The organism is Quyinboa mangrovi, from assembly GCF_042219825.1.
GTDB lineage: Bacteria > Bacteroidota > Bacteroidia > Bacteroidales > UBA5342 > JBHJHP01.
In genome coordinates, this window is record NZ_JBHJHQ010000006.1 from 352,702 (window position 1) to 377,516 (window position 24,815).

Below are 24,815 nucleotides of genomic sequence, written 5' to 3' on the forward strand. Positions count from 1 at the left end.
ATGAAGATCAAAGATATAATAACCCCTTTTACGGCATGGAGTAACATTGTTAAAAATCCAGTTACTGTCAGGGATCCTTTTACTGAACGTCCCGGGGCGGATCGTTACCGGGGTTTTCATAAGAATAATGTTGAAGTATGTATAGGATGTGGAAGCTGCGAGGCCATATGTGAAAACCGGGCCATTGATCTGGTACCTGTTGAGGGGATTGAGACTAAAAAAGGCGACAGCGGACTGCGTCCGATGGTCGATTATGGCCGTTGCTGTTGGTGTGCTCTCTGTGTGGATATTTGTACCACCGGGTCTTTGACTATGTCAAACGAATATACCTGGGTGGCCGACAATCCTGATGAATTTCGGTATATTCCCGGTGTGGAAAAGAAACCATGGGATGATGCCGAAAAAGGTTGGACCAATCCCGGTTATTCTCTTTATAATCCCGAACGGGTTGTCATGGAAGAAGTTGAACCAGACAGTCGAACAACCAGTTTCATTGAGATTGTAAAAGGATATTCAAAAGAACAGGCAGAGAAAGAGGCCGACCGTTGTGTATCCTGCGGCATTTGCGTGGCTTCCTGTCCGGCTCATATGGATGTTCCAGGATACATTAAAGCTATAAGGGATGAGAAGCTGGAAGAAGGTTTGAAAATTCTCTATGAAACCAATCCACTGCCAGAGATTTGTGGTCGTGTATGTACTCACCGTTGCGAAGAAGTATGTTCTGTGGGCGTGAAAGGTGATGCACTGGCTATCCGCTGGTTGAAAAGATATATTGCCGATCATGTTCCTTTCGATCGGTACAAAAAAATACTGGGACTTGATTCCCTGCCGGAAGGGAAAAAACATATTGCCATTATTGGTGCTGGTCCTTCGGGCATAAGTGCTGCTTATTATCTGCGCACGTTGGGTTACAGAATTACTGTTTTTGAAGCAAAAGAACATCCAGGAGGTGCTACCATGTATGGAATTCCAAAATACAGACTACCAATGGATATGCTTGAAAGAGAAATCGGGTTTCTCGGGGATATGGGCGTTCAGTTTCAGTTCAATACCACGGTGGGTAATGAAGTAACGTTTGATGAGTTGTATACTGCTTATGATGCTGTATTTATGGGTGTGGGGCTTGAAAAGCCATACCTCATTGCTATTGATGGTGAAGATGCTGCTGGTTCCATGCAGGCGATTGATTTCCTGAGAAATGTAAATGAAAACAAAGAAACTGGCCTGGGCGCGAAAGCTGTTGTCATTGGTGGTGGGAATGTGGCAATGGATGCAGCCCGGGTTAGCCGTCGGTTGGGAGCTGAAGTAACCATTCTCTACAGGAGGAGGGTTCAGGACATGCCCAGCGATCCGGAGGAGATTGAAGGCTGTGAACAGGAAAGCGTACATATTATTCCTCAGGCTATTCCTACACGCATATTGAAAGACGAGGAAGGGAAGGTGAAAGCTGTTGAATACCTGCATGCTAAAATGGTTGATGATCCAAAGGGACGTCGTCCCCGGCCAGTACCTATTGAGGGTAGCGAAACGATTGTTGAAGTTGATACTGTGATCGGAGCCATTGGTCAGGAAGCCTATTACGATTTTCTTGGTGTTGAATGGATTGAAAAACTCAAAACGGAACGGGGACATATAGTTACAAATTCACAGATGCAGACCTCCATCGAAAGGCTTTTTGCTGGCGGAGATTCTGTTAACAGAACGGCAGATGCCATCAGTGCTATTGCCGATGGCCACCGTGCTGCCAAAGGAATTGATGCCTTTTTATGTAATCACTAAACTTTAAAACTTACGATCATGGTTAAAGATTTTCAAACTTCTGATGATATTTTGCAATTTGCGATTGAGCGCGAAGAGGAAAGTGTTGATTTGTATGTAGACCTTTCGAAGACTGCACGCAATCCTGAGATGAAAAATGTATTCCTTTCTTTTGCCGGGGAAGAACGCGCTCATAAAAAGCGTCTGGAAAACATCCGAACCAGCAGACAGTTTAAGTTTACTCCTAAAGAAATACAGGATATCAAAATAGGCGATTATCTGGTTGATATTGTACCCCATGCCGGCATGAGTTATCAGGAGATATTGATTGTCGCGATGAAGAAGGAAAAAGCGGCTTTCCATCTTTATACTAACCTTGCCCAAAAAGTCACAGACCAATTGCTACAGTCCTTGTTCTTCAGCCTATCTCAGGAGGAATCCAGACATAAATTACGTTTTGAACTGGAATACGATGAGGTGGTGCTAAAGGATAATTAGTCCGGTAGTATTATTTATTGTTGGCTCATGCATAAAAAATAAATGAACCAAATTTCATATCTTAGGATGAGTCAATTTTCATATTATCAATAAATGTTTGAGCCTATACCGTACCCGTTATAGATTTTATTATTCTTACTGGTTATTGTGAGGGGGGACACGTATGTTAAAATTTGAATTTATGTTCAATATGTTGTTTTTTAGGCATGTTATGTAAGAAAGCAATTGAAATAGGAGTGATTAAACTTATAAATTTCATCACTACTGTATCCAAGTCGGGAATAAACAATTGCGACTTATTAAAATTCAATGAAAATATTTTAAATTGCATTGGAATTCAAAATATTAAAGCAAAATTTCACAATGAATATTGCGATTTATGGAGCCGGATCATTGGGTACTATAATTGGAGCTTATTTAACAAAGGCAGATTTAAATGTTGATCTGGTAAACCGAAATACATCTCATATTGAGGGATTAAGGAAAAAAGGGGCAAAAATTATCGGCACCGTAGAAATGAATGTTCCGGTTAATGCAATCTATCCAGAAGAAATGACCCGAAAGTATGACCTGATATTTTTGTTGACCAAACAGTTGGAGAATAAAGCTACAGTAAAATTCCTTAGCGCTTTTTTAACTAAGGATGGGGTTATCTGTACGGCTCAAAATGGAATGCCTGAAGCTTTAGTTTCGGAAATAATAGGTGAAGATAAAACATTTGGATGTGCAGTTAGTTGGGGAGCAACAATGATTGGAAACGGCGTCTGTGAATTGACTTCCAGCCCTGATAGCCTAACATTTAGTATAGGCACTCCAGGACGGGACATAAAGAAATTACATGAAATTAAGAATGTTCTTGAAAAAATGGGAACGGTTACCATAGAATCAAATTTTATAGGTGCCAGATGGTCCAAGTTGTTGATAAATAGTTCTTTTAGTGGTGTTTCAGCCGTGTTGGGATGTACATTTGGAGAGGCTGCAAATAATAAAAAGTCCAGATTATGCATTCAAAGGATCATCAAAGAATGTATTGACGTTGCGGATAAAGCCAATATTAATATTGAACCGATACAGGGAAAGAACATTCGAAAACTAATGAACTATAATAATAAACTGAAGGAATACATAACTTTTCTTTTAATTCCGCTTGTGATAAAGAAACATGCTTCATTGAAGCCGAGTATGCTTCAGGATTTAGAGAAAGGAAAACCCTGTGAAATACAATCTATAAATGGTATTGTTTCGGAATATGGAAAAAAGTTTGATGTTCCTACGCCCTATAATGATAAAGTTATTGAGATAATTCATGATATAGAAAATGGAGAATATAAGCCTGAACCAGATAACGTATATCTTTTTGAGGAATGTAAGTAATCAAACATTTACAAACATAATATTTGGGCTTGTATGCGAAAATGTGCAGTATGTTCGTCCAATCAGCCAGTGCGCTTTAATGTAAATTTTCCGTCTGTAATGACCATATCCGGTTTTCCAGAGGCTTTCAAAATTCCACTAAACGTACCGCTTACAGACGTGTCGGTTATAGAAGAAATACTGACAATTACGTCTCCACCGCCTTGGGAAAAAACAGTTCCGTCATTATCCTGATATGTCATCAGTACACCGACTAATGCTGTGCCCGATGTGGCATATCCCGAATAACTTTTCTTACTTACAGGTTGATCGTCGTATGCCGTAATATTCATACTGGATGTAGCATCATTACCAGTAAATACTGCAAGATATTGAGCTCCAGTATTTGCGAAATTAGCCAGTAATGAAGCTTGTGATGTATATTTTACGGTTGTTCCATTAACAGAGAAACTCATTTCATAGGTTTCTCCAACTCTTGAATCATCCTTGGTGCAGGACGGTACCACTAAAATGAATAACATTATAGCAGGCAAGAAATAGAAAGGTCCTTTAAAGGAATGTTTGTATGTCATGTCGAGTTAAATTAAACGGTTTTTAATATTCCTTTTATCACTCAGAACTAGTTTAAAACAGCAGGAATGATAATTTGTTGTGAATTTGTTTTTTCTTTTAACACTACTCGTCATTAGTTTTAAAAGGTTTAACATTTGAGGCTATCATAAAATAAAAAGTCTGGAAATGTTGTTTTTTTATGTTGCTGTAAGGACGGATATATTTCATATCTTTAAGCCATAAACTTATGCAAATAAAAATCTGATTTATATAATCAATTTACCTGGCTGATGAAGATTTACCAGTTTATAAAATTTGATGAAAATACGACTATCTCTCATATTAAAAATGCCGGAGATGAGAGGCTAATCATATGTTTTGATTTTGAGGATGGACTTATGAAACATGGGGATTATGAAGGTACTGTTAATTTGAAAAAAGAAGGCAGAAAAAAGTTTTTGAATGTTTATGGGCAGTTTAACAAACAATCAAAATTAGGTGTCAGACTTAATGCTATAAAGAATCCGGAATTTGAAAAAGATGTCCACGCATTAAGTAATTTAACATTTCATTCTGTGTTTTTACCCAAGATTCAAAGTGTGAGAGTATTAAATGACATCATCAAAGAACTGCATCGTTGCCACATTGGTTATAAAGAAATAATTCCAGTTATAGAAAACAGAGCAGGCTTAGATAGAACATCTGAAATTGCAAATCATCCGGAAGTAAACAATATAGCTTTTGGTCACTGTGACTATAACTTATGTGCAGGAGTATTTCCGTTTTTTCATCAGGAAAACTTTGAGTACTGGAAGTGGATTAAAAAAATTCTGTCTCAAATTGAGCCCGATAAAACCTGTTTTATTAATTCACCTTATTTGCATTGGTCAAATGAAAAATTCTACATTGCAATGCTGGGATACTTGAAAACATTAACAGGTAACAACTTTGGTCAGATAACATTAACGAATCAACAGACTACAAAAAGTTTAAAATTTTCAGGTAGTGATTTGAAATTTAATATGTTGTTGCAAAACCGTCTTAATTACTATCCGGCAGAGAATTATGCGGAGAACATCATAGCTGAATATGAAGAATATAATTCTGGAAAAGGTTTATCGAAAAGCGTTGATCGTATAATATCCGTTCAGGAATATCAAAGCGCGGTGAAACTCGCATCAGAGAACAACAGGAACAAGTTAAGAATAGCATTCATAGGAGGTTGTTTTCCGGTTCAGTATGATATTCTTGCAGAGGATATTTTTCTAAACATTACAGGAAAACTGTTTATGGAAAACAGCAGTGTGATGCTTGAAACGGATATCATAAGATATGAGCGGTTTTCAGATGTTTTTGGGAAATTGAAAGATAAGACTAGAGACAGAAATTTTAAAGCTGTAGTGTTGAGTATAAGGCCTGAACCATATTTAAGAATGATTAAGTTATATTACCGATACAGAAATAATGAAGGATGTCTTAAGCATTCATTAAATTTTCATTTAATAGATATTAACGAGTCTGAAAACTACGATCTGTTATCGATTGGTCGAACCTATTATCAACCACAAAACAAACGCACTTCAAAATATCATAATTCATTGGTAGATTTAAATTATATGGCTGGCTGTTTAATTGGCAACAGATGGTTTGCATTATCCAAAATTAAACGATTAATAATTGAAATTGAGGATTATTGCCGGTCCAACAGGATTGAATTCATTCTCATGGGGCCAAATTTAAGATCGCAAACAAAAATAGAACCAGCTTTATGTACTGATCTGGATAATATGATACACGCAGCATTCCCAAATCTCAGCTATATTAATGGCTTATATAAAGAATACGGCAAAGCTGTTTTCAGGGATAACGGAACTCATGTGAATGAACTGTATCATCAGTTAACAGCTCAAAAGCTTTTCGTTAAACTGAGTGAATACGATAGTTAAATAAGTAGTTTGTAAGATAAAACAATGAACGAACAATAAAGAAGTTCTGTGCAGATGCTTAAATTGTCCAAAAGTTAGTGTATTAAAAAATCAGCTCCTATAAGAAGCTGATTTTTTATTATCCGATAAACAGTGCCTACCTGTTTAGAATCATTTTTTGTACTGCACTGAACTGGCCAATATTAATCCTGTATAAATATATTCCATCCTGTAGTGTCTCAGCATTGAATGGAATTGTGTAGGATCCAGCATCTTGTCTGCTGCTAACCAGCTGTTTAATCAATCTTCCGTTAATATCATAAACCTCCAGTTTTACATAATCTGATACCGGCAGGTCATACTTAATATAAGTTGTATTCCTGAATGGATCAGGGTAATTGTGATACAACATGTAATTTGAAGGAGTTCCTGAATTTACATCATCAAGTCCAACATTTAATTCGACATGCAGTGTAAATGTCTGGGTATCGCTTCCACCATTTCCGTCAGTTACCTCTACTACCACAGTATGGTCTCCCACATCTCCTGATGAAGGAGTTCCGGAAATCAGACCTGAAGCATCTACGCCAAGGAATGTAGGCGCTGTAGTCAGGCTATACGACAATGCATCACCATTATTATCTGTTGCTGTAACCTGATACTCATAAAGGTGCTGTACTACGGCATCCATAAAAGGTTCTGAGGTTATTTCAGGAGCATAGTTAAGCCCGTATGTAAACTCATCAGCGCCAATATCCGGAGTTGTCTCATCACGCACTTCTCCATCTATATCTTCAGTGACATCTGCCAATGGTGTACCTGCACCATCTATCCCCTGGGCCTTGACATGCAAATCTGTACCGGATATGAACTGAGGATCAATGGATATCGAATTTGCATCTTTACTGCTGGCAGACTGGAGATCGGCAAGGGTTGCTTTATTTGCACCCCAATAACCAACAACAGATCCATTAGAATATATATCGTTATAATCACTTGCATTTACTGATGCTGCGGTATAAACATAATAGGCAAATCCACTATTGCTATTAACCAGTATGTTATTAACGATGTTATTATTGCCGCCAGAGTAAATATAAAATGCAGTGGAATTTGTATTGCCACCTGTTAAGTTAACACTGTTATTATAGAAGTTCTGATTGCTACTGCCATATATATAGGTGCTATAATTGTTACCTGAAGTAATAAAATTATTAGCGATGAGTCCGGGGTTGGATTCCAGATTATTACCTCCCGTACAGTTGTATACATTCAGACCATAGTTTGATGAATAGATCTTATTATTCAAAACTTTGGTTCCACCATGACAGGTATGCATGTATATACCGTTCCCTGACGGTGCATTTACCATGTTATCCATTATAGATATGCTATCTTCATACTGTACCTGAACCGCATAATTACGTTGATCGTTGAACTCATTATTAGAAATAATGGCATTTAAGCTGCGGATGTTTCCATTTACACCGGAGCTATAAACCCCATACGCTCCACTATTGAAACTGTTGCCTGATATGAGTCTGGATTTATACAAAGAAGTTTGTGCGGACAATAATGCTGCATTAGCATTCGCATTTTGAGATCCCATTAATTTACAATCTTCCAGTTTAAAATGGTTTACACCGCCGGTCAGGGCAATGTTTCTGCTAAACTGAGATGTATTTGTATTCCCTGAAAAGCCCAGATTTCGTAAATGAATGTAGTCCGCACCATGCAAGTGTAAAATATAATTCTGACTGGCGTCTGCGGCATAAATATACAGGGTTACATTATCGCGGTTTTCTGTTTCTGATTCAAAAACAACGGGGGCATCTTTACTTGTTCCGGGAACGGTGTAGATCGTCTGTTGGAAGTTGTAATTCCCGTTACGAAAATCCATAAATACGGAATCAGATACCCCTTTAATAAGTAAATCTGTAACCGCATCTGCAATTGATTCATAATCAGGAGAACTACCGCCAATGGTATAATGTCCGGCAAGAGGCGTTGTATTAGCAGCATCAGGTGTAAATTCATCGGCGCCAATATCCGGTGTGGATCCATCACGGTTTTCCCCGTCATAATCCTGGGGCACTTCGCTTAGATAAGTTCCCTTACCATCGAGCCATGGTGTCATGGTATGCAGATCGTTGCTGGAAGAATAATTGGGATATACCGATACCGAATGAACATCTTTGGTGCTTAATGCCTGGAAATCCGGCAGATCATAAACGCCATCATTTCCCCATTCCACAAGGTAATTCCCATTGCTGAAATAGTTGTTGTAGTCCAGCTCGCCAAGTGAGGATGAAGTTTGTATTTGGGCCGCAACACCGTATCCCATATGTACAAAACTGTTATTGATAATGTTGTTGTTCCCGCCACTGTTGATATAGAAACTAACGGTCCCGCTGTTACCAGAAGTCATGTTAATGCTGTTGTTGTAATAATTCTGGAAGCTGCTGGCATACATATAGGTTCCGTAATTGTTACTTGCATAAAACATGTTATTGGCAATTAAACCTGGCCCGGTCTCTAAATCATTACCGCCTGAGCTACTGTACAAATTCAGGCAATAATCTCTGGAATATATCATATTTCTTAATACCTTGATTTCGCCATGACAGGTATGCAGATAAATTCCATTCCCGGATGCTGCATTTACCATATTATCTATTATGGAAACACCATCTTCATACTGAACTTGTAATGCATAATTTCGTTGATCGTTGAAATCATTATTTGAAATAATAGCATTCATACTACGAATATTTCCATTAACTCCTGAGCTGTAAACGCCAAAGGCTCCGCCGTTAAAACTGTTGCCTGAAATGAGCCTGGAGTAATACAAAGAAGTCTGTGCGGATAACAATGCTGCATTAGCATTTGAATTTTGAGAACCGTTAAGGTTACAATCTTCCAGTTTAAAATTATTCACACCACCGGTCAGGGCAATATTCCTGCTGTAAGCCGAATTATCTGTATTCCCTGAGAATCCAAGCTTACGGAAATGAATATTATCTGCACCATGTAAATGTACCATATAATTGTCTCCGGTACCTGTAGCATAAAAGTAAAGGGTCACATTATCACGGTTTCCTGATTCTGATTGAAATACAACAGGAATATCCGTAGTCGTCCCCGGAATGGTATAGATGGTTTGCTGAACGTTGTAGTTTCCATTGCGAAAATCAAAGAATACAGAATCTGATACCCCTTTAATGAGTAAATCTGTAACTGCATCAGCCATTGACGCATAGTCGGGGCTACTTCCTCCAATGGTATAATGCCCGGCAAGAGGCGTTGTATTGGCAGCATCAGGTGTAAACTCATCAGCACCAATATCGGGAGTTGACCCATCACGGTTTTCCCCGTCATAATCCTGGGGCACTTCGCTTAGATAAGTTCCTTTTCCATCCAGCCATGGTGTCATGGTGTGCAGATCGTTGCTGGAAGAATAATTGGGATATACCGATACCGAATGAACATCTTTGGTGCTTAATGCCTGGAAATCAGTCAGATCATAAACGCCATCATTTCCCCATTTAATAAGGTAATTGCCATTGCTGAAGTAATTGTTGTAATCCAGTTCATTTATCGATGACGAAGACTGAATATGGGCGGCAAAGCCATATCCCATATGTACAAAACTGTTATTTACAATGTTGTTGTTCCCGCCACTGTAGATATAGAAACCAACAGTTCCGCTGTTACCAGAAGTCATGTTAATGCTGTTGTTGTAATAATTCTGGTAATTACAGGCATACATATAGGTTCCATAATTATTATTTGCATAAATCATGTTATTTGCAATCAATCCAGGGCCTGTCTCTAAATTGCTGCCACCCGTACAGCTATAAACATTTATTCCGTAGCTTGATGAAGAAATCATGTTTTTCAGAACCTTGATTTCGCCATGACAGGTATGCAGATAAATTCCATTCCCGGATGGTGCATTTACCATGTTGTCCATGATAGAGATATCGTCTTCATACTGAACTTGTAATGCGTAATTTCGTTGATCATTGAACTCATTATCAGTAATCACAGCATTCATACTACGAATATTTCCATTAACTCCTGAGCTGTAAACGCCAAAGGCTCCGCCGTTAAAACTGTTGCCAGAAATGAGCCTGGAGTAATACAAAGAAGTCTGTGCGGATAACAATGCTGCATAAGCATTTGAATTTTGAGAACCGTTAAGGTTACAATCTTCCAGTTTAAAATTATTCACACCACCGGTCAGGGCAATATTCCTGCTGTAAGCCGAATTATCTGTATTCCCTGAGAATCCAAGCTTACGGAAATGAATATTATCTGCACCATGTAAATGTACCATATAATTGTCTCCGGTACCTGTAGCATAAAAGTAAAGGGTCACATTATCACGATTTCCGGTTTCTGATTGAAATACAACAGGAATATCCGTAGTTGTCCCCGGAACGGTATAGATAGTTTGCTGAACGTTGTAATTTCCATTGCGGAAATCCATAAAAACGGAATCTGATACCCCTTTAATGAGTAAATCTGTTACCGCATCAGCCATTGAAGCATAATCAGGAGAACTGCCGCCTATTGTATAATGCCCGGCAAGAGGCGTTGTATTGGCAGCATCAGGTGTAAACTCATCAGCACCAATATCGGGAGTTGACCCATCACGGTTTTCCCCGTCATAATCCTGGGGCACTTCGCTTAGATAAGTTCCTTTTCCATCCAGCCATGGTGTCATGGTATGCAGATCGTTGCTGGAAGAATAATTGGGATATACCGACACCGAATGAACATCTTTGGTGCTTAATGCCTGGAAATCCGACAGATCATAAACGCCATCATTTCCCCATTTAATAAGGAAATTGCCATTGCTGAAGTAATTGTTGTAATCCAGTTCATTTATCGATGACGAAGACTGAATATGGGCGGCAAAGCCATATCCCATATGTACAAAACTGTTATTTACAATGTTGTTGTTCCCGCCACTGTAGATATAAAAACCAACAGTCCCATTGTTACCTGAAGTCATGTTAATGCTGTTGTTGTAATAATTCTGGTAGTTGCAGGCATATATATAGGTTCCGTAATTATTGCTTGCATAAATCATATTATTGGCTATCAACCCTGGGCCGGTAACTAAGTTGTTCCCTCCGGTACTGTTATATATATTCAGACCATAATCATAGCAGCTTATTTTATTATTCAAAATCCGCATTTCTCCCTGTGAGGTGTGCAGATAAAAACCATTTCCAGCACTGACTTCATTTCCGGTCAGATGAATTCCACTTTGATATTGCGTATATACAGCATAGTAACCTAAACTGTTAAATACCGTATTCTGTATGACATTTGATCCGCTCAAATTGCTGCCGTTAACGCCCTGAAGATATACACCAATTGATCCTTCGTTAAATGTACAGTTATCAACAGTCAGATTTTCTATCAATGTATTATTACCTGTAACCAAATATTGATTGGCAGAAGTCGTAGCTGATTCATATCCATTTAATACCGAATTACTCAGTGTAATATGATCGGAAGCATTAAATATTTCTACGACACGTGCATAAGTAGTTCCTAATGCAGATAGTGTCAGTGTATTAAAAGTAATATATGATGCTCCATCTAACCTGACAACATAATTATCTCCGCTGCCACTAGCACTATGAAGTAATGTCACATCGGATGCATTATTTGTCTGTGCGTGGAAAGTTATTGTATTGGATGCACTTGCTCCGCTAATGGCAGGAATAACAATCTGTTCACTGTAATTTCCTGATAAAACATCAAAGGTTACAGCACCGTTTACGCCACTGGTGGTAAGGGCGGTTACTGCATCATTAAAGTTGCCATAATCGCCACCTGAACCAATGGTATAGGTTCCCGATAGCTGGGCCGATAAATTACCTGTAGAAAAAAGCAGAAAAAAAATTAGAAGTAATGGTATACGATTCATGACTTATCCTCCTGTTTTAATATTTATAAGGGATTTATTTTTAGATGATTTATTTTGTTAAATGTAATCTGAGTATCGACACTCAAGTTCGATTTACAGTCCTAAAGCTTCTAAGTAGAATTGCAAACATAAAATCCATAAGGTGCTATTAAGTACATTTATTAATTGAAGAATACACTGTTTAGAACACAGCTGTAAGAAGTATGATTAGTTTTATGGGTAATCATAAAACACATCAACGGGGACATATATCTAGGATAAATTGAGTCTTTTTTGCCTTTCAAATATATGACATTTTTTAGTGATTATAACAATTTTTGGATATGAAATAAAATATCTAAAATATTGAATATGAATAATTTAATAAAGAAAAATTTCCTTATTCTTAAGCGGAGATAAGCTTTAAATGCAGGTTTTGTCAGTGTTAGGTGAAGTGTTAATATTAGGGGTGTTACTTCATAACGAAAAGCTTTGTAGTATAAATGTTATAACTGGTAGAAATTTTACAGATATATGTTCCGGAACTGAGATTGCCTGTTGTCCATGAGAAATTAGTTTCGCCCTGAGGAATGGCCCCATCAAAAACGGTATCAATCAGTTTGCCCTCTAGGTTTAAAATATCAACTTTCACCGTTTCTGATTCTGAGGCATAATATGAAATAGTTACTGACTCGTTAAATGGATTCGGATAACAATTTAATTTTGTTGAAGGAATAATTTTCGTTGTATTATTACCTGTAATGAGACCTCCTGTTTCAAGTTTAATACAATCGTACATTACACCGCCACGGTTTCCGACATTGTTCATTCTTAGCCGGATGGTATTGGCGCCCGCATGCAGGTTTGATGCAGAAAACGAAACAGATTTTACCGTGTGTTTTCCACCGAGTACAGCACTACGATAAATACTGCCATCGTTACTAAAGGACCAGGTGTCTTTTCTGGAACCATTAACGTATACATCAACCTCAGGACTATTTGCTGCTCCGGCAATGGAGGCAGTCAGGTAGGCTGGTCCGCTATAGGTTCGATCTAAATTAAACTTTATATCCCAGTTGCCCTCTTTTGTTTGTGCATAATACCAGTTTTTATCCGGTGTACTTGAGCCAATAGTATATGTCAGATTTGCGGGAGGTAGTTCATACAAGCCATATTGTCGAATGGTATCGCTGTACTTATAACCATCAGATAAGCGATCGTTTTCACCAATTACCCAAAGCAGATTTTCTCGTTTTTCTGTTTCCCAATTCAGCTCTCCAAGGTTAACATCAGAGCCTGAAAAAGTTGCGTTTTGTACATAATATTCATCTGTTACATCGCCTGATGTGGCATATGCATAAACCGAATATTCTCCGGGACGTACATTCTTAATGCTGAAATTTCCATTGGCATCTGTTTTATCCCAGAACATATATTCCTTGCCCTGTTCATATATGTGCGAACCGGGTTGAGCCAGAACAACCTGAATATCCTTTTTTGAAACTCCCCAGGGTACTTTTATACGTCCGTTAACGGTGCATCGATCCAGGGGATAAAGGTCATTTTCCAGCCAGTTGAACGGCCATTGTGCTTTCTGTACGGCTACCTGGGCTTTGGCATCATTTACCAAGGCCTCATGAGATTCTCCTGAATTCACATAAATAAAAAAGGGACCATAAATTTTGTTATCACCTGTTTCGTAGGTTTGCGCTGAGGCACCAAAGTGTTCGCCCTGCAACATTTGTAATACAAGCGGTGTTTTGGTTGTTGTATGCACTGTAAGTTCCTGCTTCATAGGGCCACCATTCATATATTCATTACTTACCGGTATGGCCCACAATCCATATGCATCAGACATGATGCCATGAAGGCTGTCGCGAACAATGTAATTTGCCCAGTTGTATTTAGTATATATTGATCCATCAGGAAGGGGATAAGTAGCATCCATTATGGCGTTGGCATCAACAGCTTTCATCACATCAACAGATGGCAGGTAGCCTTGCATGGAGTCATCCACATACCCATAGTCGAACTGGTTTGGATCCACACGATAAACAACGCGCATTTCGCGTAATCTGGTAGATGTTGCTGTCCCTCTTACAATGACATAGGAGTACAATCCATTCACCCCTGATCTGATGATGAATCCCTGTTCAACTTTTATGTTTCCTGTTGTATTGGAATAAACAACTTCAGCATAATCATCCGTTTGTTTCTGAATGTGGATGGCATTTGGATTCAGTTCATAATAATCATTCTGGTCGTTGTAACTGAAATAAAATTTCCCTCCATTCGAAACATATTCGTGTCCGTTTAACTTCATGCTGCTAACCTGACCTTTACTGTTTATTGAAAGGGAAATCGTTTCGTTTGACATGGATGCTGTCCGGCTGCCTGCGTCAATAGTGACGGTAACACTGCTGTAAACAGACATAACAGTTACCTGAAAAAGAAAAATAATAATTGAAAAGTAACGGTATAAAAGCATTATTGTAAACGGTTTAATTTTTTAATGTTGATTTGCATAGCCATGAAAGATCATCCGGCTCATTCTCCATGTCAGAATTAAAAATCTTTTTAATGGTATATTTTTTAGCTTCTTTATTTGATAATTGATGACTCCATGAGACTCTTTCGCTTGCGTTTGCACCTGATCCGGAATTATTATACTCGGCATAATAAGTAGTTGTCAGATTTTCCTTATTGGACCATTGTTTCCATCCTGTTGAGGCAATATGATGGCCCAGATCACAGTTCATAAATACTACATTTGCATATGGCCGCCAGGGTCTGCCAAGATATGCGCTTTTGACATTTGGTTCAGCCGTTATTTTACAGTTCATAAACACATAGCCATATATTCTCCCTTTAGGAGTACTTGCAGCAGTGATATACGAGTTTGATAGATTATGGATGGTGCATGCGTTAAAAACGGCGGTTGCAGCTCCGAAAATGAAATCTGTAGTCCCTTCAATATAACACGAATCATAATACTGTTTGCTGTTTTGACCGGCTGCATATAACGTATCCTGTTTCCCTTTTATTTTACAGTTTTTAAACGTGCAACGGTTGCCTTCCACATGTAAGGCAACAGCCTGCCCAACCGGACCGGCAGAATTTATAATCGTCAGATTTTCCGCATAAAAATCATTTGCTTCTACAAGTAAAGTATACGTCATAAACGTACTGTTTCTTCCACGATCAATTTTTTTGAAGAAGTCATCGTATGTGATAATAGTATGTTCGGCACTTTCGCCTATCAGCGATAGTTTATTATTCCATGATGGTACTCTGACTTTTTCGTGATATATGCCGTTCTTAATAAAAATAGTTACGCGCTGAGGAGGAAATGCTTTTGTGGCGTCAATCGCTTCCTGTATCGTTGAGAAGTCACCGGATCCGTCCTGTGCGACAACCATTTCATACTTATCGGCAGCAGCAGTTTTGGCACTAATTAAAATTAACACGGTAAGTAATGCAAATAACGTATTTCGTCTGAACATGGCGTATTAGTTAGCATATGCGAAGATAAGCCTAAGATGAGGATATTCAAAAATGCCACCACAATTTATAATCAGTTTTAGGAATAATTAAAAGAATGATCGAACTATTTTTTTATCTTTATTGTCTGTTTGAATCAATTAGGATTACTAGGAACTAATATTAACTTAAAAAATTGACAGATGAAAAAAATCTTATTTGTAGCCATCGCTGTGTTTTCATTAGCTGTGTTAAATGCTCAGACTTCTAAAAAAGAAACAATTGCAAAACTTTTTACCGGTGTTATGGTTATGTCAGATGCAAATCTGGATGATCAGTTACCTATTAAAAGTGTAAATGAACTGGCTTCCGAAAAAGCAGATAAAACAGCCGAAGTTACAAAGGAAACTCTACCGGACCTGCTTAAAGAGGCTGCAGGATATTCAGCAGTATTTATGACTGTTGGCAATCATACGATTGTAAAAATAACTGATTTGAAAGATTGTCAGGCCTCAGGTGCATGGGGAACCTGTATGCCAAAAGGAGAGGGATACGTTCAAAAGGGTGAACTGCAACCTAAGGAAGGTTATATTAATTTTATTATTGGTGTTCCTGATGGTCAGGTCCGGAAGATATTTATGTTCAAATAGAAAATTTTACCTCTGCAGGATATTGCATGGAAATGCAGTGTAGTGAGCCGTGTTGGCGAATTAAAGGGGAACAGTCAACAGGTATAATTGTATGTCCGGGAAAGGCTTTTTGTAAAGCTTTCCCGGCTTCAGTATCTGTGGGTAGGTTGTATACCGGCATCATGACGGCATCATTAATTATCAGAAAGTTAGCATATGTAGCGGGTAACCGGTGTCCATCGTCTTTATCATAAACCGCTTTTGCCATTGGAAGTGCAATGAAATTATAGGGATTCCCGTTTGCCTGAACAAAGGTTTTTAGTTGCGCTTCCATCTGATTCAGTGCCTGAAAATGCACATCGTTTTCATCGTTGCATTTTACATACACTATGGTATCCTGAGAGCAAAAACGTGCCAGCGTATCAATGTGACTGTCGGTATCGTCCCCGTTTAAATAGCCATGATCCAACCATAAAATGCGATCCGCACCAAAGGAATTTTTGAGATAATGTTCGATTTCTGTTTTGCTGTATACGGGATTTCGCGTTGCAGACAGCAAACATTCCGACGTGGTTAGAATAGTGCCCTGACCGTCTGATTCTATGCTGCCACCTTCCAGCATAAAATCGTTATGATCTTCGTATCTGCAATCTGAAAATGTATTTTGGACCAACAAATTTTGGTTAATTTTATTATCGTCGTTAGCATCAAACTTATTCCCCCAGCCGTTGAATCCAAAATCCAGTAAAACAGGTTTTTCGTCTTCCAGAACCGTAATGAATGCATGATCGCGGGCCCAGGTATCATTTATTTCCGCCTGTACCAAGATCAATTGGTGTGGATCACAATGAGAAAGGAGCGGGGCTGTTTGTTTTGGGTCACGGCAGACCACCAAAAGGCGTTGCCGGTCACTGATGATTTTTGCAATATTTTGATAACACGAGATTACTTCGTCAAGTATGTAATTCCAATCTGTTTTTGCATCAGGCCATGTCAGTTGGATGGCGCTTTGCGAATGCCATTCTGCCGGAAATATGCGGTTAGACGAATTACTTTTCATGCTGACAAAAATAGAGATAAACACAATACATTTGCCATTGTTATTTAATAAATGTAAAGAATGTTTAAGGATTGATCTTAATCACTTATTCGGAAAAAGCTTATTGCTTATATTTGCATTCTTTCAAAATAAAATAATAGCAATGAAAATTTGTGTAATTGGAACCGGCGGAGTAGGCGGTTATTTTGGCGGACGAATGGCTCAAGCCGGATACGATGTGACTTTTGTTGCTCGTGGAGAACATTTGAAAGCGATCCAGGAAAAAGGGCTGGATGTGAAAAGTGTAAATGGTGATTTTTTGATTCACCCGGCAAAAGCTACTAATGAGCCCGATATAACCTTCGATCTGGTAATTCTGGCCGTGAAAGTCTGGCAAATTGAAGCACTGGAACCAATGATAAAAAAAATCACAACAGAAGATTCCATACTGTTACCTATTGAAAACGGCATTGATGCGCCTGCTATTTTACAAAAGTGGGTGAGTCCCGGTCAGGTTTTGGGTGGTCTTTGCAGAATATTCAGCTGGATTGATTCTCCCGGAGTGATCAGACACGCTGCCTATGACCCTTCTATTACGTTTGGGGAACTGGATAACAGGGTAACATATCGCGTTAAGGAAATCGCAACCATTTTTGAAAAGAGTAATATAAAATACCATATAGCAGAGGATATTGAGCTTGAGATGTGGCGTAAGTTTCTGTTTATTACTTCAACCAGCTCTATAGGAGCTTTAACCCGTGTTCCGTTCGGTGTATTTATGAAACTTCCGGAAACCAGACAGTTATTGACAGATGTTGTGAGTGAAATGATAGATGTAGGGCTGGCAAAAGGAGTGAACGTTACAAAAGGTATGATACCGGAAGTCTTGACTTTTTCCGACAAAATGCCTGCCGATGCTACCACTTCCTTACAACGTGATATTATGGACGGCAAACCTTCGGAGTTGGAAGGCCAGATAGGTACGGTGGTTAGGCTTGCCAATGAACTTAACGTAAAGACAGATCACTGCAGATTAGTCTATACTGCCTTACTGCCTCAGGAAAAAGTGGCCCGTGGTGAATTTTATATGAGCTAGCAGGAGTAAAGAGGCCATTCATGCCGTCTGATTTAATAGGGCAAAAAACAAAAATGGCAACCGGGCGGTTGCCATTTTTTGAACTGAATAACTATTAATCCCCGAAAATGATAGAATTATATGAATCTGCGTCAATAACCTGAGGCTCATATACCACGCCCCAACGGTTTAAGTTCCTCACAAATGCCCGCAGGTGGTTTTCAGAACCTTTCAATAAATTGGAATATACCGTAATTATTGGGTCCTTATCTGTTAGAGCCAGTTCTTCTTTCAGATCCGCTATATCCACTTCCTCAATTAAGGCACCGACTTTTAAAGCCTCAACTTCTGAAATATTTCCCGTAACAACCAGAGTGTCATATAAGGCTTGTAATTTCTCGTTTACGAATACACCTACAGGATTATCGCCAGCTATATCGTCAATTTCATAATAATCCAGCAATGTTAGTACAGCTTCAGTATGGCGTTGTTCGCTATACGAAATGTTATTAAATACTCTGAATCCCCATTTTTCGTACAGTGTTACATATACATCATGTGCCAGTTTTTCTTCTTCACGCATAAAAAGCAGATTGTTAACTTCACTGCTATCCGCTGCAATAACCGCTGTATCTGTAACCAACGAATCAAGATATGATTGCAGTTCGTAACTTTTGTAATCTTCCATATCCCAGTCTTCGGGTATTTCAGCTTGTGTACATCCAAAAGCTACAAACACCATTATAAACTGAAATAAAACTACCTTATTCATAATTGTATCAATTTTAGTGAAACTTCTTTGACTCATAACCGAACTTAAACAGGTTTACCCTACCTGAAAAATTTAAAAATATAGATAATTACATATGAAAGTTCTGATATAACGTTTAAACTCTTACATAAATCATTAAAAATTAGAAAATAAGCAGGTATCTTAGCGCCTGAACATAACCGGAATAATCTATAAGTTAAGATGGTAATAATTTTCTTTAGAATATGGAATTGGAAAAGCATTTTGAAATTTTCAGAGAAAATATAATTGGACACGATACTGACTTTGAAACTCCCTTTGGTAAAAAGAAGGTTATTTATGCCGACTGGGTAGCCAGTGGAAGATTATATAAGCCTATTGAAGAAAAATTGTGTCATGACTTTGGACCATTTGTGGCCAATACGCATTCCGAAACCAGTGAAACGGGGATTTTAATGACCAAGGCATACAAGTTATCGCATCAGATGATTAAAAAAACTGTAAATGCCAACGAAAATGATGTCATTATTACTGCGGGGTTTGGAATGACAGCAGTCATCAATAAATTTCAACGCATACTTGGGCTAAAATACTGCTCACTGAATAATGGAAAAAAATGCATCAGGGAGCGGGAGCGGCCTGTGGTGTTTATTACACATATGGAACACCATTCCAACCATACATCCTGGTACGAGACCAATGCTGATGTTGTTATTATTGAACCGGATGAAAAGCTTTTGGTAAGTACCGAAAACCTGAGAAAAAAACTGGAAGAATATAAGGATCGTGAATTTAAAATCGGATCATTTACGGCATGTTCAAATGTCACGGGAATTCGCACGCCTTATTTTGAAATGGCATCCATCATGCACGAATACGGTGGTGTTTGTTTCATCGACTTTGCGGCATCTGCGCCATATGATCCCATAGATATGCATCCGGCTGATCCAATGCAGAAGCTGGATGCCATTATGTTCTCACCACATAAATTCTTAGGAGGTCCGGGCTCGTCAGGTGTGTTGATTTTTGATAAATCCATGTATAAAAATGAGGTTCCTGATAATCCGGGTGGAGGAACAGTGGATTGGACCAATCCCTGGGGAAAATATAAATATGTGGATGATATTGAAGCCCGGGAGGACGGAGGTACACCGGGATTTCTGCAATCTATTAGAACGGCGTTGTGTTTTGAACTGAAGGAGATGATGGATCCCCATAAAATTATGAAAAGGGAAGAGGAGTTGCTGCAAAAAGCATTTGCCGGATTGGATAGGATAAAAGGTGTTCATATTCTCGCCAACAATGAACGTAAAAGATTAGGAATAATTTCGTTTTTTATGGAGAATATCCATTATAATCTTGTCGTTAAACTTCTTAATGATTTGTATGGCATTCAGGTTCGTGGTGGTTGTGCCTGTGCGGGTACCTATGGGCATCTGCTTCTGGAGGTTTCGCATGAGCGATCTGATTTAATTACACAGAAGATCAACCAGGGAGACCTCACAGAAAAACCCGGTTGGATTCGATGGTCACTTCATCCGACCATGAAAACAGAAGAAGTTGATCTGTTTATTGAAGCTGTTCAATATATTTCGGATCATGTGATTGAACTGGAAAAGGACTACACATATGTACCCAGGAAAAATGCTTATTATCACAAAAATGAACCAGACTCTGATAAAAAAGTTGAAGAGTGGTTTAGGTTCTGAACGTAATTTTAGTTGATTAATATTACAACAAGTCTATGTTATTTGGATTAAAGGGAGGGGAGCATTTGAAAAAATGATTTATTACCATTTTTTCAAAAAAAAACACGTAAATTTATATACATTTATGATGTTGATAATGATGTATTAAACTGTTGAAGACATGTTCAGTGTCATTCTTTTGCGTCATGCTTTTTTGTTGTAAATCAATTTAAAATAAAACCGTGAAACAGATAGTTACCATTCTAGGAATTATATTCCTGTTCGCTTTTAATCTCAATTCACAGATTTCAGATGTACCTGTGAAGATAGGGTATAATAATGTTTTAATCACCGAAATGGACAAATTCCATTTTGAAAAGGAGTCTTGCCAGTTTGGATCGGATATAAAACAACGCCTTGATAGTGTCTTAATATTACAACTGGATACAGCTACAGATAATTGGAATTTATATCAGAAAAAAGAGTTTGAATTCGATGTAATTAATGATAAAGTGTCAATATTCAACTATTTAAGGGATCTTGATACCGAGGAATGGGTGATGGATGTCAAAAAAGACTATTCTCAGAACGAAAACGGAAACCTCATTCAGTATGCAGAATATGAATGGATGGGTGAACCTTTAACGTGGCTTCAAAATTGGGATGAAACGTACTTATACGACAAGAAAGATATATTATCTGAAAAAACAGTATATCTAAGGAGTTCGGGCAATTGGCATCCTTTCAGCCATAGTGAATATTCTGAGATGAATAATATGACTATTGAGTATGAAAAATTGTGGGACAAATCAGATAGCACCTTTCGACCAACTTATAAAAAGGATGTTTCCTATAATTCCAACGGTAATATATCTGAATTAACCGTATATTCATGGAGCAAAGTTGATAACACCTGGAAACCAAATACTAAAACAGATTTTTTCTATGATGTTTATGGTAATGTCACTCAATATATTTTTTATTTCTGGAATTCAAGATACACGACCTTTGAAATATCCTATAAAGGAGAATACCTGTATAATGAAGACTTTAATATGTCAGAATACAACAGGTATATCTGGGATGGGAAATGGAAATCAGATTTTACAATTGTGTATAATTATGATGCATCGTATTCCACTGATATGTTGTTGCTGCCTCCTAACTATGTTGGCCTTGATCAACTCAATTCTCATTTAAAATTTGGTAATAAATTGATTGGAAGAACATTTTATAATAATGGTTCAAAATACACGACTAAAGAAACATATTATTATTCGGAGCAAAGCGGCACACCTGTTCAGAATACTGTAAATGTAAAATACCGGCTTTATCCAAATCCTGTCAGAGACTTTGTTGAAATTGATATAAACAGTAATGATAATGTAACGTTTGAATTATATGATTTGCAGGGGCAATGTTTACTTATTGAAGAGGTATGTTATTCTAAAAAAGTCTATGTGAAAAATCTTTCGCCTGGACTATATATTTATAATCTTAACGTAAATGGCAAAAGGAGATCCGGAAAATTGCTGAAGGAATAATCAATTCTTAAATCACTATACATAGTAGCTTAAACTATACTTATTTTCTTTTTCATACAGGGGATATAAGATATTCGATGGAATTTTTCTGTTTTATATTTATTTAAATCCATATAGTTTGGTTTTATCATCTAATAATTACCGTTTAATGCTTATTTTTACTTTTTTTGCATAAATTTTCAGATATGGAATCAACACGGCAGGAAAAGATTGCAAAACTTTTGCAGAAGGATTTGGGAGAGATATTCCAGAGAGAGGCGCAGCTGCATGCACCGGGTAAACTTATTACAGTAACAGTTGTAAGGGTATCGCCGGATTTAGGCATTGCTAAGGTTTATCTCAGTGTATTTCCTTCATCAGGTGCCGCTTCAGTTGTTGAAACAATCAACATCCACAAAGGGCATTACAGAAATCTTCTGGCTAAAAAAGTTAGACACCAGTTAAGAGTTATTCCTGACCTCCAGTTTTACATGGACGATTCAGAAGATTATGTAAGAAATATTGATTCACTGTTAAACGAATAACAATGCAATACGATCCTATTAAACGTTCTTTGGGAAATGTGTTTAATAAAACTCCCTTTTTAAGAAAACTCTTTTACCGTTTACTCGATATTCTTTTATTGCGCACCTGGCATGTAAAAAAGGAACTGCGTCTTTGGAAGAAAAACTATCCTGACAAAGCCATGTTACTGGATGCCGGATCAGGTTTTGGCCAGTATACCTATTATCTTTCCGGGGTGAACCCAAAATGGAACGTGTTGGGTGTAGATGTTAAGCAGGAGCAGATAGATGACTGTAACCACTTCTTTGAACAGATCAACCGTTCGGACAGGGTGAAATTTGAATATGCAGACCTGACTAAATTCAGCAAACCTGAAACATTTGATTTTATTCTTTCTGTAGATGTGATGGAGCATATTCTGGAGGATGTTGAAGTGTTTAAGAACTTTAATGCATCGCTTAAAAAAGGTGGAATGCTGTTGATAAGCACACCTTCGGACCAGGGCGGGAGTGACACCCATCATGATCACGAGCACGATGAGGTGACCGGTTTTATTGATGAACATGTACGGGATGGTTACGGCATCAGGGAGATTGAGGATAAATTAAAAACTGCAGGGTTCACAAAAGTTGATGCCCGCTATAGTTATGGAAAACCAGGCTCGCTATCCTGGAAAATTTCCATGAAATATCCCATCCAACTGCTGAATGTAAGTAAAATATTCTTTATTGTTATTCCGTTCTACTATCTCATTTTATATCCGTTTGCACTTATACTGAACTATTTTGACGTTAAGAATAACCATAAAACAGGAACAGGGCTGATTGTTAAAGCCTGGAAATAATGCGACTGGCACTCCAAATAGCACGCCGGTATTTATTTGCAAAAAAATCACATACCGTTATCAATGTCATTTCGATGATATCGGTTGCGGGTGTAACTATTGGAACCATGGCATTAATTGTAGTTCTTTCTGTTTTTAATGGGTTTGAAGACCTGATCGGTAAATCTTACAGTGCGTTTAATCCGGATCTTAAAATTCTGCCTGCTTCAGGAAAAGTTTTCAATTATACTGCGCATATTGATTCAGTGCTGGGTAACTCAGGTGCAGAATGGTGGTCTAAAGTTATAGAGGATCAGGCATTCGTGTCATATGACGATAAGCAAAGTCCGGTAATAATTAAAGGTGTAGATCAAAATTTTGTGCGTGTATCCGGCCTTGATACTATGTTGGTTGAAGGCAGATTTACGCTGTGGAACGAAGAGAAACCAACGGCTGTGGTAGGCTATGGGCTGGCAAGAACTTTGCGTATCGGACTGAAATTTATTGCACCTATCGTGATTCATGCTCCAAAGCGTGAAAAGCAGGTTTCAATGATTAATCCCGAGAGTAACTTTATCAGCGATTATCTTTATCCTAGTGGATTATTTGTTGTATATCAGCCTGAATATGATATGAATTATATCATACTTCCAATTGAAGAAGCGCAAAAATTATTCAACTATACAGATCAGGTTACCCAACTAGAATTAAAGGTGCCGGACAGTAAGGATATAAGAGACGTACAGTCATACCTGGAAAAGCATTTGGGTTCAGACTTTAAAGTTTTAAACCGTTTTCAACAACAGGAAGAATTCTATAATATGATGAACATTGAAAAGTGGATCACATATTTAATTCTGATGTTTGTACTTTTTATAGCAACATTTAATCTCATAAGTTCACTTTCCATGTTAATGATGGATAAGAAGGATGACATTGATACGCTTAGAAATCTGGGAGCCAATAGTAAATTAATTCGAATGATCTTTGTCTTTGAAGGTTGGATTATTTCTCTTGTCGGTACTATTCTTGGTTTAATTCTGGGAGGAATTTTCGTTCGGTTACAAATGGTGTATGGATTATTAAAGTTAAGCGGAGGTGGTAATTTTATTATTGAGTATTATCCGGTTAATGCACTTGCAACAGATTTCGTTATTGTCTCTGTTTCTGTTATTGCCCTTGGTTTTCTTGCTTCCTGGTATCCAGTTCGAAGAATTACTTCAAAGATCTTAGGGTGAAATTGATCAAC

Annotated in this window: 17 protein-coding genes; 11 read left to right on the forward strand and 6 right to left on the reverse strand. The window is 38.0% G+C overall.

Annotation, left to right across the window (positions count from 1 at the left end):
- The 3 genes from ACE1ET_RS14720 (at position 1) to ACE1ET_RS14730 (ending at position 3,630) form a co-directional block, all read left to right on the forward strand.
- Positions 1-1,779, forward strand: a complete 1,779-nt coding sequence (locus ACE1ET_RS14720; RefSeq protein ID WP_375729183.1) for an FAD-dependent oxidoreductase — start codon at positions 1-3, stop codon at positions 1,777-1,779.
- 18 nt (positions 1,780-1,797) lie between these two features.
- A complete protein-coding gene (locus ACE1ET_RS14725) occupies positions 1,798-2,256 on the forward strand; it encodes a ferritin-like domain-containing protein (RefSeq protein ID WP_375729184.1) in 459 nt (152 codons plus the stop codon).
- Between the two features lie 330 nt (positions 2,257-2,586).
- Positions 2,587-3,630, forward strand: a complete 1,044-nt coding sequence (locus tag ACE1ET_RS14730; RefSeq protein ID WP_375729185.1) for a ketopantoate reductase family protein — start codon at positions 2,587-2,589, stop codon at positions 3,628-3,630.
- A 62-nt stretch (positions 3,631-3,692) separates the two neighbouring features.
- Here ACE1ET_RS14730 and ACE1ET_RS14735 read toward each other — a convergent pair whose 3' ends face one another.
- The gene (locus ACE1ET_RS14735) at positions 3,693-4,202 is read right to left on the reverse strand and encodes a hypothetical protein (protein WP_375729186.1); all 510 of its coding nucleotides are present in this window, start codon (positions 4,200-4,202) and stop codon (positions 3,693-3,695) included.
- 270 nt (positions 4,203-4,472) lie between these two features.
- Between ACE1ET_RS14735 and ACE1ET_RS14740 the strand changes: the two genes are divergently transcribed.
- Positions 4,473-6,128: an aldolase/citrate lyase family protein gene (locus tag ACE1ET_RS14740; RefSeq protein ID WP_375729187.1), complete on the forward strand. Its 1,656-nt coding sequence runs from the start codon at positions 4,473-4,475 to the stop codon at positions 6,126-6,128.
- A 136-nt stretch (positions 6,129-6,264) separates the two neighbouring features.
- On the opposite strand, the gene ACE1ET_RS14745 is transcribed toward ACE1ET_RS14740, so the two are convergent.
- The 3 genes from ACE1ET_RS14745 to ACE1ET_RS14755 form a co-directional block, all read right to left on the reverse strand.
- A complete protein-coding gene (locus tag ACE1ET_RS14745) occupies positions 6,265-12,054 on the reverse strand; it encodes a NosD domain-containing protein (protein ID WP_375729188.1) in 5,790 nt (1,929 codons plus the stop codon).
- 451 nt (positions 12,055-12,505) lie between these two features.
- On the reverse strand, positions 12,506-14,521 hold the full coding sequence (locus ACE1ET_RS14750; RefSeq protein WP_375729189.1) for a polysaccharide lyase family protein: 2,016 nt from the start codon (positions 14,519-14,521) through the stop codon (positions 12,506-12,508).
- A gap of 13 nt (positions 14,522-14,534) precedes the next feature.
- Positions 14,535-15,536 (reverse strand): pectinesterase family protein, encoded by a 1,002-nt coding sequence (locus tag ACE1ET_RS14755; RefSeq protein WP_375729190.1) that lies wholly within the window; start codon positions 15,534-15,536, stop codon positions 14,535-14,537.
- 180 nt (positions 15,537-15,716) lie between these two features.
- On the opposite strand from ACE1ET_RS14755, the gene ACE1ET_RS14760 reads away from it, so the two are divergent.
- The gene (locus ACE1ET_RS14760; RefSeq protein WP_375729191.1) at positions 15,717-16,163 is read left to right on the forward strand and encodes a hypothetical protein; all 447 of its coding nucleotides are present in this window, start codon (positions 15,717-15,719) and stop codon (positions 16,161-16,163) included.
- Here ACE1ET_RS14760 and ACE1ET_RS14765 read toward each other — a convergent pair.
- The gene (locus ACE1ET_RS14765; RefSeq protein WP_375729192.1) at positions 16,156-17,202 is read right to left on the reverse strand and encodes an agmatine deiminase family protein; all 1,047 of its coding nucleotides are present in this window, start codon (positions 17,200-17,202) and stop codon (positions 16,156-16,158) included. The genes ACE1ET_RS14760 and ACE1ET_RS14765 overlap by 8 nt on opposite strands.
- Before the next feature lie 142 nt (positions 17,203-17,344).
- On the opposite strand from ACE1ET_RS14765, the gene ACE1ET_RS14770 reads away from it, so the two are divergent.
- Positions 17,345-18,277 carry a ketopantoate reductase family protein gene (locus ACE1ET_RS14770; RefSeq protein WP_375729193.1) on the forward strand — a complete coding sequence of 311 codons (933 nt, stop codon included), beginning with the start codon at positions 17,345-17,347 and terminating at the stop codon, positions 18,275-18,277.
- A 94-nt stretch (positions 18,278-18,371) separates the two neighbouring features.
- On the opposite strand, the gene ACE1ET_RS14775 is transcribed toward ACE1ET_RS14770, so the two are convergent.
- Positions 18,372-19,028, reverse strand: coding sequence for a DUF2202 domain-containing protein (locus ACE1ET_RS14775; protein ID WP_375729194.1), 657 nt, complete (start codon positions 19,026-19,028; stop codon positions 18,372-18,374).
- Positions 19,029-19,252: 224 nt separating this feature from the next.
- Between ACE1ET_RS14775 and ACE1ET_RS14780 the strand changes: the two genes are divergently transcribed.
- From ACE1ET_RS14780 to ACE1ET_RS14800, 5 genes are all read left to right on the forward strand, one after another.
- Positions 19,253-20,716: an aminotransferase class V-fold PLP-dependent enzyme gene (locus ACE1ET_RS14780; RefSeq protein ID WP_375729195.1), complete on the forward strand. Its 1,464-nt coding sequence runs from the start codon at positions 19,253-19,255 to the stop codon at positions 20,714-20,716.
- 221 nt (positions 20,717-20,937) lie between these two features.
- On the forward strand, positions 20,938-22,239 hold the full coding sequence (locus tag ACE1ET_RS14785) for a T9SS type A sorting domain-containing protein (protein ID WP_375729196.1): 1,302 nt from the start codon (positions 20,938-20,940) through the stop codon (positions 22,237-22,239).
- Between the two features lie 185 nt (positions 22,240-22,424).
- A complete protein-coding gene (rbfA, locus tag ACE1ET_RS14790; protein WP_375729197.1) occupies positions 22,425-22,763 on the forward strand; it encodes a 30S ribosome-binding factor RbfA in 339 nt (112 codons plus the stop codon).
- 2 nt (positions 22,764-22,765) lie between these two features.
- Positions 22,766-23,587 (forward strand): class I SAM-dependent methyltransferase, encoded by an 822-nt coding sequence (locus tag ACE1ET_RS14795; RefSeq protein WP_375729198.1) that lies wholly within the window; start codon positions 22,766-22,768, stop codon positions 23,585-23,587.
- Positions 23,587-24,804 (forward strand): FtsX-like permease family protein, encoded by a 1,218-nt coding sequence (locus tag ACE1ET_RS14800; protein ID WP_375729199.1) that lies wholly within the window; start codon positions 23,587-23,589, stop codon positions 24,802-24,804. Before ACE1ET_RS14795 ends, ACE1ET_RS14800 begins: the two co-directional genes overlap by 1 nt.
- The last annotated feature ends 11 nt before the right edge of the window (positions 24,805-24,815 follow it).